General features: G+C 60.5%; 14 protein-coding genes. 13 read left to right on the forward strand and 1 reads right to left on the reverse strand.

Features of this window, described 5'->3' with window-relative positions; all coding sequences use genetic code 11:
- The first annotated feature begins 52 nt into the window (after positions 1-52).
- The 11 genes from MHM86_RS04680 (at position 53) to selD (ending at position 16,128) form a co-directional block, all read left to right on the forward strand.
- Positions 53-637 (forward strand): ANTAR domain-containing response regulator, encoded by a 585-nt coding sequence (locus MHM86_RS04680; RefSeq protein WP_239196372.1) that lies wholly within the window; start codon positions 53-55, stop codon positions 635-637.
- The gene (locus tag MHM86_RS04685) at positions 634-1,806 is read left to right on the forward strand and encodes an ABC transporter substrate-binding protein (protein WP_239196374.1); all 1,173 of its coding nucleotides are present in this window, start codon (positions 634-636) and stop codon (positions 1,804-1,806) included. Before MHM86_RS04680 ends, MHM86_RS04685 begins: the two co-directional genes overlap by 4 nt.
- A gap of 282 nt (positions 1,807-2,088) precedes the next feature.
- Positions 2,089-3,468 carry a CmpA/NrtA family ABC transporter substrate-binding protein gene (locus MHM86_RS04690; protein WP_239196376.1) on the forward strand — a complete coding sequence of 460 codons (1,380 nt, stop codon included), beginning with the start codon at positions 2,089-2,091 and terminating at the stop codon, positions 3,466-3,468.
- A 99-nt stretch (positions 3,469-3,567) separates the two neighbouring features.
- Positions 3,568-4,662, forward strand: coding sequence for an ABC transporter permease (locus MHM86_RS04695; protein WP_239196378.1), 1,095 nt, complete (start codon positions 3,568-3,570; stop codon positions 4,660-4,662).
- 5 nt (positions 4,663-4,667) lie between these two features.
- The gene (locus tag MHM86_RS04700; protein WP_239196380.1) at positions 4,668-6,365 is read left to right on the forward strand and encodes an ABC transporter ATP-binding protein; all 1,698 of its coding nucleotides are present in this window, start codon (positions 4,668-4,670) and stop codon (positions 6,363-6,365) included.
- An 88-nt stretch (positions 6,366-6,453) separates the two neighbouring features.
- Positions 6,454-6,879, forward strand: a complete 426-nt coding sequence (locus MHM86_RS04705) for a globin domain-containing protein (RefSeq protein ID WP_239196382.1) — start codon at positions 6,454-6,456, stop codon at positions 6,877-6,879.
- A gap of 45 nt (positions 6,880-6,924) precedes the next feature.
- Positions 6,925-9,369, forward strand: coding sequence for a nitrite reductase large subunit NirB (gene nirB / locus MHM86_RS04710; RefSeq protein ID WP_239196384.1), 2,445 nt, complete (start codon positions 6,925-6,927; stop codon positions 9,367-9,369).
- A complete protein-coding gene (locus MHM86_RS04715) occupies positions 9,366-9,683 on the forward strand; it encodes a nitrite reductase (NAD(P)H) small subunit (RefSeq protein ID WP_239196386.1) in 318 nt (105 codons plus the stop codon). The genes nirB and MHM86_RS04715 overlap by 4 nt, the downstream gene beginning before the upstream one ends.
- An 80-nt stretch (positions 9,684-9,763) precedes the next feature.
- On the forward strand, positions 9,764-12,385 hold the full coding sequence (locus MHM86_RS04720) for a nitrate reductase (protein WP_239196388.1): 2,622 nt from the start codon (positions 9,764-9,766) through the stop codon (positions 12,383-12,385).
- Positions 12,386-12,480: 95 nt separating this feature from the next.
- Positions 12,481-13,866, forward strand: coding sequence for a siroheme synthase CysG (gene cysG, locus MHM86_RS04725; RefSeq protein ID WP_239196390.1), 1,386 nt, complete (start codon positions 12,481-12,483; stop codon positions 13,864-13,866).
- A gap of 69 nt (positions 13,867-13,935) precedes the next feature.
- Complete coding sequence (gene selD / locus MHM86_RS04730) at positions 13,936-16,128, forward strand: selenide, water dikinase SelD (RefSeq protein ID WP_239196392.1); 2,193 nt, start codon at positions 13,936-13,938, stop codon at positions 16,126-16,128.
- Positions 16,129-16,298: 170 nt separating this feature from the next.
- Here selD and mnmH read toward each other — a convergent pair whose 3' ends face one another.
- Entirely contained in the window at positions 16,299-17,366 is a 1,068-nt protein-coding gene (mnmH, locus tag MHM86_RS04735) for a tRNA 2-selenouridine(34) synthase MnmH (RefSeq protein WP_239196394.1), read from the reverse strand.
- Between the two features lie 212 nt (positions 17,367-17,578).
- On the opposite strand from mnmH, the gene MHM86_RS04740 reads away from it, so the two are divergent.
- Complete coding sequence (locus MHM86_RS04740) at positions 17,579-17,758, forward strand: hypothetical protein (RefSeq protein WP_239196396.1); 180 nt, start codon at positions 17,579-17,581, stop codon at positions 17,756-17,758.
- Between the two features lie 14 nt (positions 17,759-17,772).
- On the forward strand, positions 17,773-17,931 hold the full coding sequence (gene hemP, locus MHM86_RS04745; RefSeq protein ID WP_239196911.1) for a hemin uptake protein HemP: 159 nt from the start codon (positions 17,773-17,775) through the stop codon (positions 17,929-17,931).
- Positions 17,932-17,961: the final 30 nt, after the last annotated feature.

Genomic DNA, 17,961 nt, shown 5'->3' on the forward strand with positions numbered 1-17,961 from the left:
AAATGCTGCAATGCGGAAAATCCGGGCGCAATAGCCACGGAAGCGCGCCGCCATGCCCAAGAACCTCTCTATCATTATCGTCGAAAAGGACCGCGACCGCGCGGACCAGATCGTCGAGGGGCTCACCGCCTCCGGCGCTCACGACATCACCGTTATACCGGACGAAAGTGGGCTGGCGCGGCGCATTGCGGCACTGGATCCCGATATTGTGCTGATCGACATGGCCAACCCGTCTCGCGATGCGCTGGAAGAACTGGCGCTCGCCTCTGGCCCAATGGAACGTCCCGTTGCGATGTTTGTCGATCAATCCGATGGTGCGCTAACCAAGGCGGCGATTGAGGCGGGCGTCTCTGCCTATGTGGTCAATGGCCTGCAACAGGAACGATTGATTCCCATTCTGGATGCCGCCATCACCCGTTTCCATATGGTCAGCCGCATGCGCACTGAGCTGGAGGCGACACGCCGCGCGCTGGAGGAACGCAAATCCATCGACCGCGCCAAAGGCATTCTCATGAAAGCCCGCGGCATCAGCGAAGATGAGGCCTATGCGCTGTTGCGCCGGGCGGCGATGGATCAGGGCCGCAAACTGCCCGAAGTAGCAGAGGCATTGGTCAGCACAGCGGGGCTCCTGTCATGACGATGCGCGTGCCTGTTGGTTATATCCCCCTTGTCGATGCGGCACCGCTGATCATTGCCCGCGAACTGGGCTTTGATGAGGAAGAAGGCCTGCAACTGGACCTGTATCGCGCGCCCAGCTGGTCGGCGCTGCGTGATTATCTGGCACTGGGACATGTGGAGGCCGCACATCTTCTGGCGCCGCTGCCGATTGCCACCGCCCTTGGACTGGGCGGATCGGCGCAGCCCTTGGAGGTGCTGTCGGTCCTGTCACTCAATGGTAATGTTATAGGCCTCAGCCCCGCTGTGGCGGGTCAACTGCGCCGCAGCGGGCATCGGTTCGGCTTTGACGATGCGACCGCCGCCGGTCAGGCCCTATTGGGCCTCGACCAGCCCCTGCGCGTTGGCATTCCCTTCCCGTTTTCCATGCACGCGGAGCTGTTGTTTTACTGGCTGGATGCCATCGGCCTGCCACAAGATCGCCGCCCCAGCATTCATACCGTCCCCCCGCCCCTGATGGCCGAAGCGATGGCCAAGGGCGAAATCGATGCCTTTTGCGTGGGCGAGCCGTGGGGCACCATGTCCGTTGAAAATGGCGTTGGGGAGCTGCTGTTGCCAGGTCAGGCGATCTGGCAAAGCGCACCAGAGAAGGTGCTGGCCACCCGCCATGGCTGGGCGGATCGCCATCCCGATATCGCTGGTCGCCTGATCCGCAGCCTGTGGCGCGCCGGTCGCTGGCTGGGTCAGGCGCAAAACATGACCACCTGCGCAGAAATCCTGTCACGCCCCGAACATCTGGGCGTGTCGCCCGACCTGATCGACCGAGCGCTCTCAGGGCGTCTGGTCATTTCCGCACGCGGCGAGGAACGGCAGGTGCCGCGCTTTGTCGACTTCTTCGAAGGGGCGGCGACCTTCCCGTGGCAATCGCAAGCCGCGTGGATCGGCGTGCAACTGGCGCGGCGCCATGGCGGCGATCCGGTGAAGGCCGCAGAACGCGCCAAAAGTGTTTTCCGCAGTGATCTGCATCGCCAGTATCTGGCGCACGTGACCCGTGGGTTGCCCGGTGCATCGTCCAAATTAGAAGGTGCGCTGAGCCATCCCAGCGCCTTGGGGTCAGAAAACGGGCGCCTGATCCTACCGCCTGATTCCTTCTTTGATGGCCGGATTTTTGATCTTGAGCAAATTGCCTGATCAAAAATTGTGCACAACCCCACGTCAAATGCGGCAGCGCAGCAAAATCGTTTCAATTTTATTGCTGCACCGCCGTAATCGTCGCAGGATCATAAACAACCGGAACAACGGCGTTCCGATACTTAACACGGCCCTCCTCCTCCCTTTCTGGGTCGCGTTACACTGGAGCAAAGCCGCTCGACCTGTCTGACCACCTCCCGTGTCAGACCTGTCGGGCGGCTTTTTCCGTTACAAAACAGGGAATTGGGACGCCCGCAAAAGGACTGCAACAGAGGACTTGATATGAAACGCCTTACTTTGAAAACTGCTTCACTGCTTGCTGCCAGCACCCTCCTGACCTCGCCTGCGATGGCGGAACTGCTGGATGTAGAAAAGGATGAGTTGAAATTCGGCTTCATCAAACTGACAGACATGGCACCGCTCGCCGTGGCCTATGAAAAGGGCTATTTCGAGGATGAGGGCCTGTTTGTGACGCTCGAAGCACAGGCCAACTGGAAGGTGCTGCTGGACGGCGTGATCTCTGGCACGTTGGACGGTGCACATATGCTGGCCGGTCAGCCGCTGGCCGCCACCATCGGGTATGGCACCGAGGCGCATATCATCACCCCTTTCTCGATGGATCTGAATGGCAACGGTATCACCGTATCCAATGAAATCTGGGACGAGATGAAACAGCACATCCCCCATGATGACGCGGGCAAACCGATCCACCCGATTTCCGCCTCCGCGCTGAAACCGGTGGTCGATGCCTACGCCGACGAGGGCAAGCCGTTCAACATGGGCATGGTGTTCCCCGTATCCACCCACAACTACGAACTGCGCTACTGGCTGGCCGCTGGCGGACTGGAGCCGGGCTTTTATTCGCCAGAGGACGTGAGCGGTCAGATCGGCGCCGATGTTCTGCTGTCTGTAACCCCGCCGCCGCAGATGCCCGCCACGATGGAGGCAGGCACCATCTATGGCTACTGCGTGGGGGAACCGTGGAACCAGCAGGCCGTGTTCAAAGGCATCGGTGTGCCGGTGATCACCGACTATGAACTGTGGAAAAACAACCCTGAAAAGGTCTTTGGCCTGTCGGCGGAGTTCCAACAAGAAAACCCCCAGACCACACTGGCCATCACCAAAGCGCTGATCCGTGCCGCCATGTGGCTGGATGAAAACGACAACGCCAACCGCCCAGAAGCGGTGGAGATCCTCAGCCGTTCCGAATACGTGGGCGCGGATTATGACGTCATCGCCAACTCGATGACCGGCACCTTTGAATATGAAAAGGGTGACAAGCGCGACGTGCCCGATTTCAACGTGTTCTTCCGCTACAACGCCACCTACCCCTACTATTCAGATGCGATCTGGTATCTGACCCAGATGCGCCGTTGGGGACAGATCGCCGACGCAAAGCCCGACAGCTGGTATGACGAAATCGCCAAGTCGGTCTACAAGCCGGAAATCTATCTTGAAGCAGCCAAAATGCTGGTCGAAGAAGGTCTGGCGGATGAAGCAGACTTCCCCTGGGACAGCGACGGCTACAAGGCCGCAACCCCGGCTGCCGATATCATTGATGGCATCCCTTACGACGGTCGCACTCCCAACGCCTATCTGGACAGCCTGCCGATCGGCCTGAAAGGCGAACAGAAGGTCGTGGGCAGCGACATTCAGGGCTAACCACCTCTTCCCCGAGTGGCCCTACACACTGGGGGCGGCGCGGTGCAGCCCGCCCCCGTCTTTTCCCTTCACTGATCGCTCCAGCCAGGACACCTCGCCATGACTGCCATCGACCCACAGACACTTGCCGACGCGGAGAAAGACGCCGCGAAAGAAGCCCGACAGGCCCGCATTTTCACCCGCATCAACCGCATGGACGGCTGGTTTCAAGTGCTGGGTCTGGCGTGGCTGACCCCGATCCTGAAAGCCGCCGCCGGTGATAACCCGCGTGCCCAGATGAAAGAGGTCTGGCAACTGCTGGGCGTGCCGCTGATCGCCATCGCCGCCTTCCTCATCGCGTGGGGCACGCTGGCGCCCAAAGTGCAGACCTCGCTGGGCGCAATCCCCGGTCCAGTGCAAGTATGGGAGCAGGTGGGCAACCTTCACGCCGACCATATACGCGAAAAAGACAAGGCAGCCGCATTTTATGAACGCCAGGATGCCCGTAATGCCAAGCTGATCGAGGCGGGCAAAGCCGATAAGGTCAAGCAACGCAGCTACACCGGCAAGCCCACCTATTACCAGCAAATCTGGACGTCGATCACCACGGTCTTCTTCGGCTTCCTGATTGCCACAGCCATCGCTGTGCCAGTCGGCATCGCCGCTGGCCTCAGTAAAACCGCAAACGCTGCGGTGAACCCGCTGGTGCAGATATTCAAACCGGTGTCGCCGCTGGCTTGGCTGCCGATTGTCACGATGATTGTGTCCGCCGTCTACACCACCAATGACGGCATGTTCTCCAAGTCTTTCCTGATCTCGGCGATCACGGTGACGCTCTGTTCGCTGTGGCCCACCCTGATCAACACTGCCCTGGGTGTGTCCAGCATCGACAAAGACCTCGTCTCTGTTTCCAAGGTGCTGAAAATGAACACATGGACCAAGATCACCAAACTGGTCCTGCCCTCGGCTCTGCCGCTGATCTTTACCGGTCTGCGCCTCAGCCTGGGTGTAGGTTGGATGGTACTGATCGCCGCCGAAATGCTGGCGCAGAACCCCGGTCTGGGCAAGTTCGTCTGGGATGAGTTTCAAAACGGTTCCAGCCAGTCGCTGGCCAAGATCATGGTCGCGGTCTTCACCATCGGCATCATCGGCTTCCTTCTGGATCGTGTGATGTATGCCCTACAGTCCCTGTTCACCTTCACGAACAACCGGTGATCGACATGTCTATGATTTCTTTCAAAAACCTCAGCAAATCCTATGGCGAGGGCCAACATCGCCATGACGTTCTGAAAAACATCAATCTCGATGTGAAGGAGGGGGAGTTTCTGGTCCTCCTCGGCTTCTCCGGCTCTGGCAAAACCACCCTGGTGAACATGATGGCGGGTCTGGACACCCCCACCAGCGGTGAGATCACGTTCAAGGGCAAGCCGATTGACGGCCCCGGCCCAGAACGCGGTATTATCTTTCAAAGCTACTCCCTGATGCCGTGGCTGACCGTTGCGGGCAATGTGGGGCTGGCGGTGGACACCATCTTCCCTAATCTCAACAAGTCCGAGCGCGCTGAAAAGGTCGCACATTACGTGAAAATGGTGGGCCTCAGCCACGCCATGACCCGCCGCCCGGCGGAACTATCTGGCGGCATGCGTCAACGGGTGAACGTGGCGCGGGCGCTGGCGATGAACCCTGAGGTTCTGCTGCTGGATGAACCGCTGTCTGCACTGGATGCACTAACCCGCGCCAATCTGGCGGATGAGATCCTAGAGATCTGGGATGCGGACAAGAAGACCTGCGTACTAATCACCAATGACGTGGATGAGGCGGTTATCATGGCCGATCGCATCATCCCGCTGAATCCAGACGGCACATTGGGTGAGGCGTTCACCGTGGATATCCCCCGCCCCCGCGACCGGATGGAGATGAACCACCACGACGGTTTCAAGAAGCTGCGCGGCGAGATCACCAAATACCTGATGGATGTGGGCATCGAGGCCAAATCAGAGGCCACCCGCACCCTGCCCAATGTGGAACCGATCCACGGTGTGCCCGCGGCGGTGGCGGAGGCGCAGAAGGGGTTGATCGACAACAACTTCCTCGACTTTTCCCAGCTGCATAAAATCTACCCCACCCCCAAGGGTCCGCTGACCGTGGTGGAGGACTTTAACCTGAAACTGAACCGGGGCGAATTTATCTCTCTCATCGGGCATTCGGGGTGTGGCAAATCCACCGTACTGACCATGGCGGCGGGTCTGAATTCAATCAGTAAAGGCGGTATCCGTCTGGACGGTCGCCATGTTGAGGGTGCAGATCCCGAACGCGCGGTGGTGTTCCAATCGCCGAATCTGTTCCCCTGGCTGACAGCCCGCGAAAACTGCGCCATTGGCGTGGATAAGGTCTATCCCAAGGCGTCGCAGGCCGAACGTCAGGACGTGGTGGAATACTATCTGGAACGTGTGGGGCTGGCCGATGCGATGGACCGCCCTGCCAGTTCGATGTCAAACGGCATGCAGCAACGTGTAGGCATCGCCCGCGCCTTTGCCCTGTCGCCGAAACTGCTCCTCTTGGATGAACCCTTCGGCATGCTCGACAGCCTGACGCGCTGGGAGTTGCAGGAGGTGCTGATGGAGGTCTGGGACCGCACCAAGGTGACCGCGATCTGTGTGACCCATGATGTGGATGAGGCGATCCTCTTGGCGGATCGCGTGGTGATGATGACCAACGGACCGCAAGCTACAGTAGGTAAAATTGTCGACGTTGATCTGCCACGTCCGCGCACCCGCAAGGCGCTTCTGGATCACCCGGACTACTACACTTTCCGACAAGAGGTTCTTGATTTCCTTGAGGAATACGAACACGGCGCCAAACCGAAAGCACCGAAATCGCCCGCGTCCCCGACGGGCAAAAAATCCATTGCGGCGTGATCTGACATGACCCGTTTCGCGCCCCATACCTTCACTTTTTGGCAAGCATTCACTGCCATCCTCCCCGCGTTCAACGTGGGAGAAGATGATGAACTTGCTCGAAAAGCACGAGGTGGAACTGATCCAGAACGCCTATCAAACACTTGGCCCCAGCAAGGGGTTTCTGACCAGCGTGTTCTACCGACGGCTCTTTGCCATCGCGCCACAGGCACGACCGCTGTTTCCGCAGGACATGGACGAACAGCTGACCAAGCTGGAAAAGATGCTGGATATGTTGGTCGACAACCTGCATCAGCCAATGTTCTTCATGGGCAAGCTGAAACGGCTGGCGCGACGGCATGTGGGCTACGGTGCACAGCCGGAACACTACGCATTGGTGGGCGAAGCGCTGATCTTCGCCATCGACGAAATTACCCCGGGCGGCCTGCCCGAGGTGGAACGCGGCCTTTGGGTCGAAATCTACACAGCAATATCCAACACGATGATCGACGCCGCCTATTCCAAGGCGTCCTGACAGGGGCGCTCCGCGCCCGGATCATCGGGCAAGGAGGCAGCCACTATGTCTAAAAAACTCGTTGTGATCGGGGCCGGTATGGCCTCGGGGCGGATGCTGGAACACCTGTTTGACGCAGATCCAGCCGCCTATGACGTCACCCTGTTCAACGCAGAACCGCGCGGCAACTACAACCGACTGATGCTATCGCCAGTACTGTCGGGCGAAAAAACCTATGCCGAAATTGTCACCCATGATGACGATTGGTACGCGCAAAACGACGTCACCTGCCGCTTCGGCGAACGGGTGGTGCATATCGACCGCGACCGTAAGGTGGTGGTTGGGGAGCATGGTGAGCTCCCTTATGACAAGCTGGTGCTTGGCATGGGTTCCACCCCTTTCATGATCCCGCTGCCCGGCCATGACCTGGACGGCGTTATCCCCTACCGCGATCTGGAAGACACCGAACGGATGATGGGCCTGGGCGCGAAAGCAGGATCCAAGGCCGTGGTCATCGGCGGTGGCCTTTTGGGTCTGGAAGCGGCCGCTGGTATGGCGGCGCAGGGCGTGGACGTCACTGTGGTGCATATCATGGGCCACCTGATGGAACGTCAGCTGGATCCGGCAGCGGGTTATCTGCTGCGCAAGGCGCTGGTGGATAAGGGTATCACCGTAATGTGCAATGCCAACTCCAAGGAAATCCTTGGGGAGGATGGCAAGGTGCGCGCGCTGCTCTTGGACGACGGGACCGAACTGCCCTGCGATCTGTTGGTCATGGCCGTTGGCATCCGTCCAGCAACCGCGTTGGGCGAGGCCGCTGGCCTGGCCACGGGTCGTGGCATCCATGTGGACGATCAGATGATCACCTCGGACGCGGATATTCTGGCGCTGGGGGAATGTGTGGAACACAAAGGCGAGGTCTTCGGCCTTGTCGCGCCGCTTTATGATCAGGCAAAGGTTCTGGCGCAAACCCTGCTGGACCAAGAGGCCACCTTTGTAAACAAAGAGGTATCGACCAAGTTGAAGGTGACCGGCTGTGACCTGTTCAGCGCCGGTGATTTCGCCGAAGGCGACGACCGCGAAGACATCGTGTTCCGTGATCCAGCCCGCGGTGTCTACAAACGCCTGATCCTCAAAGAAAACCGCATCATCGGTGCGGTGATGTATGGCGACACAGCCGATGGCGCGTGGTTCTACGGCATGATCAAAGACGGCACCGATGTGTCCGACATGCGCGACACGCTGATCTTTGGGCCAGCCTACCAGGGGGGGACCGCGCTGGACCCTATGGCGGCCGTTGCAGCCTTGCCGGATGATGCAGAAATCTGCGGCTGCAACGGCGTATCCAAAGGTGACATTGTGGCGGCGATCCACGCTGGCGCCACCTCTCTTGCCGAAATCAAAGCAACCACCAAAGCCTCTGCCTCCTGCGGCAGTTGCGCAGGGCTGGTGGAACAGGTTCTGGGCGTCACCATGGGGGATGAGTTTGTCATCCCGCAGGACGAAAGCATTTGCGGCTGCTGTGACCTCAGCCACGAAGACGTGCGGCGTCTGATCAAATCACAAGAGCTGAAAAGCCAGGAAGCGGTCTGGCAGGAACTGGGCTGGAAAACACGCAACGGCTGCGCCACTTGCCGTCCGGCGATCAACTATTATCTGCTGGCCGATTGGCCGGTTGAATATCAAGATGACCCGCAGTCACGTTTTGTGAACGAACGCAAGCACGCAAACATTCAGAAAGACGGCACATTCTCTGTGGTGCCCCGCATGTGGGGCGGCATCACCACCCCGGATGAACTGCGCGCCATCGCCGATGCGGCGGACAAATACAATGTGCCTACGGTGAAAGTAACCGGCGGTCAGCGCATAGACCTCTTGGGCGTCAAGGGGGAGGATCTGCCAGCAATCTGGTATGACCTCAATCAGGCGGGCATGGTGTCGGGGCACGCCTATTCCAAGGGGCTGCGCACGGTGAAAACCTGTGTCGGCTCTGACCACTGCCGCTTTGGCACGCAGGATTCGACAGGCCTTGGCATCAAGCTGGAAAAACTTCTCTGGGGGTCGTGGACACCGCACAAGCTGAAGCTGGGCGTGTCCGGCTGCCCGCGCAACTGCGCCGAAGCAACCTGCAAGGACATCGGCGTGATCTGCATCGACTCGGGCTATGAAATCCACGTCGCCGGCGCTGCAGGAATGGAGATCAAGGGAACCGAGGTTCTGTGCCGTGTCACCACCGAGGAAGAGGCGATTGAGATCATCACCGCCATGTCCCAGATCTATCGTGAAAACGCCAAATATCTGGACCGGATTTTCAAGTGGGTGGACAAGGTTGGCCTTGACTGGGTCAAGGAACAGGTGGTCGAAAATCTGGACGAACGCCGTGCCTTGGTGGAACGGTTTAACCTGTCGCAATCCATCTACCGCAAAGATCCATGGGCCGAACACGCCAAACCCGAAAAGGCCGAGACGTATCGTCCGCTGGCCGATCTGACATTGGAGGCTGCAGAATGAGCTGGATTGATATTGGCGCAATTGACCGCATCCCTGATCGTGGCGCCCGCGTGGTGCGCACCCCGCGCGGAGACATCGCGGTGTTTCGCACCGGCACGGCAGAGGTTTTTGCCACCGACGACAGGCTGGGCGACAGCTATGGCCCACTGTCGGATGGCATCGTCTCGGATCGGTCAGTGAATTGCCCGATCACCAATGTGATCTTTGATCTGGAAACCGGACAGTCGAGTGAAGGCAGCCTGCAAACCCACGGCTGCCGGATCGAAAACGGGCGCGTCCTGCTGGACGACAGCAAACTGACCGCCGCCGCCTGAAACGCAACAGGGGCTGCGCATATACTCCGTGGCCTCCCCTTTATCCGCTTCCCCAGCACGCCGAAACAGGACCGCCAGATATGAGCAAAACGATCAAGACCACCTGCCCCTACTGCGGCGTCGGCTGCGGTGTTCTGGCCACCTTGAAAAACGGTCAGGTCAGTGTTCAGGGCGATCCTGATCACCCTGCCAACAAAGGCCGCCTGTGTTCCAAAGGATCAGCGCTGGCAGAAACGCTGTCACTGGACGGCCGGCTGTTGAAACCCGTGGCACATGGCGCAGAAACCACATGGGACAGCGCGCTGGATGAGGTGGCGGCGCGGTTCAAACAGACGATTGCCGATCACGGGCCGGACTCGGTCGCGCTCTATGTATCGGGCCAGTTGCTGACAGAGGATTACTATGTCGCCAACAAGCTGATGAAAGGCTTCATGGGCACCGCCAACATCGACACCAATTCGCGGCTGTGCATGGCATCATCCGTTGCAGGGCACAAACGGGCCTTTGGCGCCGATACCGTGCCGGGCAATTACGAAGATCTGGAACAGGCGGATCTGTTGGTGCTTGTGGGATCAAACCTCGCATGGTGCCACCCTGTCCTGTATCAGCGGGTTGCAGCGGCCAAGAAAGCCCGCCCGAACATGCGGATCATCAACATCGACCCGCGCCGCACCGCAACCTCTGATCTGGCTGATCTGCATCTGGCCGTAACGCCCGGCAGCGATGTGGCGTTGTTCAACCATCTCCTCTGCTCCATCCACGAACAAGGTGCTGTGGACAGCGCCTATGTCGCGGCCCATGTCAACGGATTTGATGCAGCGCTTGAGGCCGCCAGTTCCGGCGATGTATCCGTCACTGGCCTGTCCCGCGCCGACATCGACGCCTTCACCCGTGCATGGGTTGGCACCGAAAAGGTCGTCACCATCTATTCGCAGGGGGTGAACCAGTCCACCGCCGGTGCTGATAAGGTAAACGCGATCCTCAATTGCCATCTCGCCACAGGCCGCATCGGCCGCGCAGGCATGGGGCCGTTTTCCGTCACCGGCCAGCCCAACGCCATGGGCGGACGCGAAGTTGGCGGGCTGGCCAACATGCTGGCCTGCCACATGGACCTGGAAAACGCAGGCCACCGCGCCACCGTGCGCGATTTTTGGCAGTCCCCACATATGCCGGAGGCGGCAGGGCTGAAGGCGGTGGATATGTTCCACGCCGTGGGGGATGGCCAGATCAAGGCACTTTGGGTGATGTGCACCAACCCCGTTGTGTCCCTGCCAGAGGCAGATCGGGTGAAAGACGCGATTGAAGGCTGCGATTTCGTTGTGGTGTCGGACATGTACGGCGACACAGATACGGCAAAACTGGCCGACGTGCTGCTGCCCGCCACAGGCTGGGGCGAAAAAACCGGCACGGTCACCAATTCCGAACGTTGCATTTCGCGGCAACGCTCCTTCCTACCCGCGCCGGGTGAGGCGCGCCATGACTGGGACGTTCTGGCGGACGTGGGCCGGCGTATGGGCTGGCAAGCGGCCTTTGACTATGAAACGCCTGCTGAGGTGCTGCGGGAATATGCGGCGTTGTCGGGTCTGGCAGCAGGTCATGGGCGGGATTTCGATATCTCTGCCCTCAGCGATCTGTCCAATGAAGGATATGACGATTTCACCCCGCAACTTTGGCCGATCAGCGCCGCGCGAAATGGCGGACGCTTCTTTGCCGATGGGCAATTTTACACCCCCACAGGCAAGGCCAATATGCTGCCCCTGCACCACCGCGCGCCCGCAAATGCACCCACGGCGGAGCATCCCTTTGTGTTGAACACCGGCCGCATTCGCGACCAATGGCACACGATGAGCCGCTCGGGGCTTGCCCCGCGCCTCAGCCAGCATATGGGCGAACCTTATGTGGAAATTCACCCCCGTGACGCCGAAGGGCTAGGCCTGAAACCTGCCGATCTGGCAGAGGTCACATCGCCTCATGGTCGCGCCGTTCTGCGGGTGCTGATCAGCGATAAAATGCGCCGTGGGGAGGTGTTTGCCCCGATGCACTGGACCGGCACCCATGCCTCTGACGGGCGTATCGATGCACTGGTCGCGGCAGAGGTAGATCCGGTGTCCGGCCAACCCGAAAGCAAGGCAAGCCCGGTGAAAATCACCAAGTTACAAGCGGCATGGTACGGGTATGCCGTGACCTCTGAAAAGCCGACAGTCGGCACGGATTACTGGGCCATCGCCCGCGTCGGCAACGGCTGGCAGGCGGAACTGGCGGGCATGACAGAGCCCGAGGAGTGGGAGACAGAGGCGCGCAGGCTCTTTGACCTCACCGATGCAAATGTGCAGGTGGTACAGGATCCCGCGCGCGGTCTGTTCCGTCTGGCCGCACACCGCAATGGGCAGTTGATCGCCGCGCTGTTTATTGCGCCCGCCCCCGTTGCTCTGGCCCGCAGTCACCTGATCGGGCAGCTGGGCGGCGATGATTCGGCCGCCCTTGCGGGTCGTGCAGGGGCCAATCAGCCCGATCCGGGGGCGACGATCTGCGCTTGTTTCAACGTGGGCGTCAATACGATCATTGAGGCGATTAATCTGCAAAACCTGATCAGCGTGGAACAAATCGGTGCCGCGTTGAACGCTGGCACGAACTGCGGTTCTTGCAGGCCGGAACTTGCGGCAATTCTGGCCTCCACCCAACACCGCGAGGCCGCCGAATGAGGGCACCCGCCCCTTTAAAACATGTAGCTAGAACGCTATTTTAGCACCAGCCCGCTGTCGACCATGCAGCAAGCAACAAGATCAAAGGCGACCCGATGAAATTCTTCCCGATGTTTCTGAAAATGGCCGGTCGCCGTGTGGTGATCGCCGGTGGCGGCGAACAGGCCGCGCAAAAGGCCCGTCTGGTGCTAAAGACAGAGGCCGCGCTGACCCTTCTGGCGCCAGCGCTAGAGGATGAGCTGCAGGCGCTGGTCGATGAAGGCCGCGCCAGCCATCACGCGGGCCCCATCACCGCCACAGAATTTGCCGACACCGCGCTGGTGTTCATCGCCACCGGCTGCCCCGGCCTTGACGCGTCGCTGCACGCCATTGCCAAGGATGCGGGCGCGGTTGTGAATGTTGTCGACCAACCTGATCTGTGTGACGCGACAACGCCGTCTATCGTGGACCGTGACCCTGTCGTGGTGGCCATCGGCACCGAAGGCACTGCGCCTGTTCTGGCGCGCCGTCTGAAAACCGATCTGGAAACCATGCTGGATCCGCGCCTTGGCAGCTTTGCGGCGCTGGCGGGCCGGTTGCGTGATGCGGTGGCCCGTCGGGTGCCGCAGAACAAGCGCCGCGATTTTTGGCGCTGGACCTTCAAGGATGCCCCATGGGAAGCGCACAAGCGAGGATCGGAACGTCAGGCGGCAGATCTGCTGAAACAGGCAATCGCCAATGGCGGTGCCCCCAGTGCATCTGATCTAGGCCAGATCTCACTGGTGGGCGCTGGACCCGGTGCGCGCGATCTGCTGACCCTGCGCGCGGTAGAGCGCCTACAAGAAGCGGACATCATTTTCTACGACCGTCTGGTTGATCCTGATGTGCTGGAACTGGCGCGTCGTGATGCTGAACGGGTCTATGTGGGCAAGGTGCTGGGCACCACACAATGGCCGCAGGACCGCATCAACGATGTGGTGATGCGCGCCGCCCAGCAGGGCCAGCGCGTGGTGCGGCTGAAATCCGGCGACCCGTCGATCTTTGGCCGCGCAGTGGAAGAGTTGGAGACCGCTCGCCTCGCCGGTGTGCCGGTTGAAATTGTGCCGGGTGTCACCGCTGCCTCTGCCGCGGCGGCCGCATTGGCGCGCCCGCTGACCGAACGCGGCGAAACCGACCGCGTGACGCTGACAACCGGCACCCTGCGCCCCGGTGATGGCGCGCCAGACTGGGCCCAGATGGCGCTGCCGGGATCGCTGCTGGTTCTTTACATGGCGGTGCATAAGGCCTTTGAAGTTCAGGAAAACCTCTTGGCTGGCGGCCTCCCCCCCCATACGGAGGTGTCTGTTGTGGCCTCCGCCAGTCATGCACACGAACAGATCCTTGAATGCAGTCTTGATGAGATGGCAGAAGCGATCGAGGCCAAGAGTATTGGCAATCCTGCGGTCCTGATGATCCGCTGCCCAAAGGACGCGCAAGAATATCGCCAAAGCGTGACCAGCTGAGACAGGCTGTCGCCTAGATTTGCGGCCCCTGCTAGGTTAGCACTTGCGCAAGCAAACTGAGGCCGCGCCATGCAAACGTCGATGCAAACAGACATTCCCCTGACCCGTGATCTGGTCTTGATCGGCGGCGGTCATACCCACGCGCTGGTGCTGCGGAGGATGGGCGTGCGCCCGCTGCCCGGCCTGCGCATCACGGTAATCAACCCCGGCCCGACGGCCCCCTACACCGGCATGTTACCGGGCCACATCGCTGGGCACTACACGCAGGACGAATTGGAAATTGACCTGATCCAACTGGCCCGTTTCGCCGGTGCCCGCGTGATCCTTGGTGCGGCGGATCACATTGATCCGATCGCCAAAACCGTACACGTCGCAGGCCATGGCGTGATTGCCTATGACGTGGCTTCGGTCGATGTTGGCATCACCTCGGATCTACCACAACTGCCGGGATTTGCCGACCATGCGGTACCCGCAAAACCACTGGCACGATACGCCGCCGTATGGCGCGACTATCTAGCGACAGCGCAGGAGACTGGCACAGCTGGTCCCGTCGCCGTCATTGGCGGCGGCGTTGCAGGCGTGGAACTGGCGCTGACCATGGCGCATGGTTTGCGCCAAGCAACCGGTCAGGCAAATGTCACCGTGCTGGAGGCGCAGGACCATCTGACCGGCACCAGTGAGGCGACCCGCGCAGCACTCAGCACCAAACTGGCACAGGCCGGCGTCAAGGTCTGGAGCGGCGCCAAGATCGCCGAGATTACCCCCGAAGGCCCCCGCATAAGCACAGGTGAGGTGGTGCCCGCCAGCCTAACCATCGGCGCCGCCGGTGCCACACCGCATCCGTGGCTGGCTAAGACGTCATTGCCCTTGCAAGACGGCTTTATCAAAATCGGCGCGACCCTTCAGGTGGAGGGGCAAGAGGACCTCTTTGCCACTGGTGACTGCGCGCACCTGATGCACGCACCGCGCCCCAAGGCAGGTGTCTTTGCCGTCCGCGCAGCCCCGGTGCTGCGCGACAATCTGGAGGCACGTTTGATCGGCGCCGCCCTACGCAGGTTCGCGCCGCAGAAAAACTACCTGAAACTGATCGCATTGGGCGGAAAATCAGCCCTCGCTGAACGCTGGGGGCGGCCCATCAGCGGCCCACTGTTGTGGCGGTGGAAGGATCGGATTGACCGGACCTTCATGGCGCAGTTCAAGGATTTGCCCGTAATGGAACCGGCCACACCTCCCAAAGCCGCCGCTCTCGGTGTGGCGGAGGAGCTGTCAGGTGGCCGCCCAATTTGCGCGGGTTGCGGTTCAAAAATCGGGCCTGGAACGCTCAGCGCGGCACTGCAATCGCTACCCCGTCAGGCGCACAAGGATGTGGTGCAGGGTGCGGGCGATGATGCGGCAGTGCTGCGGATGGGAGATATAACACAGGTTATCTCCACCGATCATCTGCGCGCATTCAGCCAGGATCCGGCGCTGATGGCGCGGATCGCGGCGGTGCATGCGCTCGGCGACATCTGGTCAATGGGGGCGCGGCCCCAATCTGCGCTGGCGCAGATCATCCTGCCGCGCATGTCGCCTGCCCTGCAGGAACGGACATTGGCAGAGGTGATGGCCCACGCCGGCGCCATCTTTGCCGATGCGGGCGCCGAAGTGGTTGGCGGCCACACCACGCAAGGCGCGGAAATGACCATCGGGTTCACCGTCACCGGCACCTTGGCCAAGGGACGGCAACCGATCACGCTGGCGGGTGCCCGCGCAGGGGACGCGCTGATCCTGACACGCCCGATTGGCAGCGGCACACTTCTGGCCGCCGAAATGCAGGGGCGCGCCAATGGCCGTCACGTCGCCGCGATGCTTCGCCAGATGGCGGAACCGCAGATTGTCGCCGCCACGCTGTTGGCAGAGGCCCACGCCATGACCGATGTGACCGGCTTTGGTCTGGCAGGTCATTTGAAAGAGATGTGCGACGCCTCTGGCACCGGCGCGGAACTATGGATGAAGGCGCTGCCGCTTTATGATGGCGCTGAGGAGTTGGCGGCAACTGGCATCACCTCCACACTGCATGAAGCAAACCTGACATACGCCCCCGTACAGAACGCCACCGGCCCGCGTGGCATGCTGCTGCATGATCCGCAGACCGCAGGCGGGATGCTGGCAGCCGTGGCGGTGGAGCAGGTCGACGACATACTGCTCCGTATGGCAGAGGCAGGCGTGCCCGCCCGCCAGATCGGCACCATTGTGCCGGGAGATCAGATCAGCTGCCGGTGACATCGGCAGTTTCGATAGGTTCGCGCCCGATCCCTAGGGCGGCCATCCAAAAGCGCACCCCATCGCTTCTCCTCAAACCTCACAACAGAGTTAAACGGCAGAAAATCGAGCCCGCCCTTGGGGGCGGGGTCGGGCGTTAACCGGACCGCTGCGCGATCCGGTAAGAATATTTAACCTTCCACAAGCTTACTAAACTCGGTCGCCAACACCTGCTGCGCCGCCGCTGATAGGTCTGCCTGATCTATACCCGCCAGTTCAATAACCGCCAGTGGGTCACGCGCCCGCCGCGTGGCGCGCGCATAACTGGGATCATAGTGTTGCGCGACCAGTTCAGCCGCCAGTGCCTGATAATCGCCAGTCTGCGCCATTGCCTGCCAACGCGCCACCAGATCGTGGCCGTGAAAGGGCACCAGATGCGACAGCCGCGCCTGCAACTCGTCCATATCGGCAACAACATCACCGTAGCTATCCGCCAGATATTGCGCGCGCGCCATAAGCGGCGCCTCTAGCCGGATGTGATCAGCACGTTGCATCGCCTGCCACAGGCTGGGCGGCAGGCGCAGTCGACCGATCTTGGCACTCTCTGCCTCGACAAAAATCGGTCGGGCCAGATCCATATCTGCCAATTCCATAGCCAGACGGCTCTCAAACGTCTTTTGACTCGGCTGCCCGCCCGACTGCCCGCCAAGGAGCGAACCGCGATGTTGCGCCAACGCCTCAAGATCCAACACCTGAGCGCCCATGCGCCGCAGTTCAGCCAGCAACGCAGTCTTGCCCGTGCCAGTGCCGCCGTCAATCAGCACCATATGATCTGGCAAAGGCACGTCATAAAGCATCTGCACCACCAGACGACGGTAGGATTTATAGCCACCCTCAATCAGGCTGACCCGCCAGCCGATCTGATGCAGGATGGACGCGAACGAGCCTGAACGCTGCCCACCGCGCCAGCAATAGACCAACGGCCGCCAGCCACCAGCGCGATCGGCCAGCGCGGTTTCCAGATGCCTTGCCGCGTTTTTAGCGACCAGCGCAGCGCCCACTTTGCGTGCCTTGAACGGGTCCTCTTGCACGTAAATGGTCCCCACTTCTGCCCGTTCTGCATCACTGAAAACCGGCAGTGACATCGCCCCCGGCAGATGATCATCGGCAAACTCAGCCGGCGCGCGAACGTCGATGACATCGTCAAACCCCGCCGCCTTGATATCCGCCAGGCAAGAGAATGAGACACGATCCACCATAGGGCACCCTTTCGCAGAAATATGTGAATTCATCCTATTTCTAAAGAGTTGCGGCCTATTTCTCCAGCTTCTTGAGCTGTCAATGGCAAAAACTTCAAACCTGATTGAAAAAGTCAACTTGACTATTCCAACTAATTTAGTCAGAAAAGCCGCAGTCTAGCCATCCGCCCTGCGGTAGCCCGAATCCATTGAAACCCTTGGGATTGATTGACATGCGACAGATCGCTTCCGCGCTGGCTGGCCGAACCGCTCATCACAGCTCCGACCGCCGGACGGACCGTCCGCTCCTGCTGTCGATCCTTTCCGAAACTGGCATTTTCGATACTGGCCTGTCCGACAGCTATTCGCTGGAACGGATGATTGACCGGCTCGACCAACGGGAGACCCTGTGATGACCACCATGCAAATGAACCAAACTGGCTCCACCTCAATTGAGCTGCCCACCCTGCCCACGCACCGCGCCGAAGAGCTGACCCAAGGCGGCAATCAGGCGCTGATCGTGCTGAACGATCAGGTCTACAGCCTGCGCATCACCCGCGCCGGCAAATTGATCCTAACCAAATAACCCCGGCGCGGCCCAGAACGGCCGCGTCCT

Source organism: Thalassobius sp. Cn5-15 (genome assembly GCF_022347685.1).
In the GTDB taxonomy this organism is placed as follows: Bacteria; Pseudomonadota; Alphaproteobacteria; order Rhodobacterales; family Rhodobacteraceae; genus Thalassobius.

Bases quoted from the DNA above. Each gene is read 5' to 3' on its own strand.
- selD (WP_239196392.1), top strand. From the start codon at position 13,936: ATGCAAACGTCGATGCAAACAGACATTCCCCTGACCCGTGATCTGGTC.
- MHM86_RS04700 (WP_239196380.1), top strand. From the start codon at position 4,668: ATGTCTATGATTTCTTTCAAAAACCTCAGCAAATCCTATGGCGAGGGC.
- MHM86_RS04685 (WP_239196374.1), top strand. From the start codon at position 634: ATGACGATGCGCGTGCCTGTTGGTTATATCCCCCTTGTCGATGCGGCA.
- MHM86_RS04740 (WP_239196396.1), top strand. From the start codon at position 17,579: ATGCGACAGATCGCTTCCGCGCTGGCTGGCCGAACCGCTCATCACAGC.
- MHM86_RS04690 (WP_239196376.1), top strand. From the start codon at position 2,089: ATGAAACGCCTTACTTTGAAAACTGCTTCACTGCTTGCTGCCAGCACC.
- MHM86_RS04680 (WP_239196372.1), top strand. From the start codon at position 53: ATGCCCAAGAACCTCTCTATCATTATCGTCGAAAAGGACCGCGACCGC.
- MHM86_RS04705 (WP_239196382.1), top strand. From the start codon at position 6,454: ATGAACTTGCTCGAAAAGCACGAGGTGGAACTGATCCAGAACGCCTAT.
- nirB (WP_239196384.1), top strand. From the start codon at position 6,925: ATGTCTAAAAAACTCGTTGTGATCGGGGCCGGTATGGCCTCGGGGCGG.
- hemP (WP_239196911.1), top strand. From the start codon at position 17,773: ATGAACCAAACTGGCTCCACCTCAATTGAGCTGCCCACCCTGCCCACG.
- MHM86_RS04715 (WP_239196386.1), top strand. From the start codon at position 9,366: ATGAGCTGGATTGATATTGGCGCAATTGACCGCATCCCTGATCGTGGC.
- mnmH (WP_239196394.1), bottom strand. From the start codon at position 17,366: ATGGTGGATCGTGTCTCATTCTCTTGCCTGGCGGATATCAAGGCGGCG.
- MHM86_RS04695 (WP_239196378.1), top strand. From the start codon at position 3,568: ATGACTGCCATCGACCCACAGACACTTGCCGACGCGGAGAAAGACGCC.
- MHM86_RS04720 (WP_239196388.1), top strand. From the start codon at position 9,764: ATGAGCAAAACGATCAAGACCACCTGCCCCTACTGCGGCGTCGGCTGC.
- cysG (WP_239196390.1), top strand. From the start codon at position 12,481: ATGAAATTCTTCCCGATGTTTCTGAAAATGGCCGGTCGCCGTGTGGTG.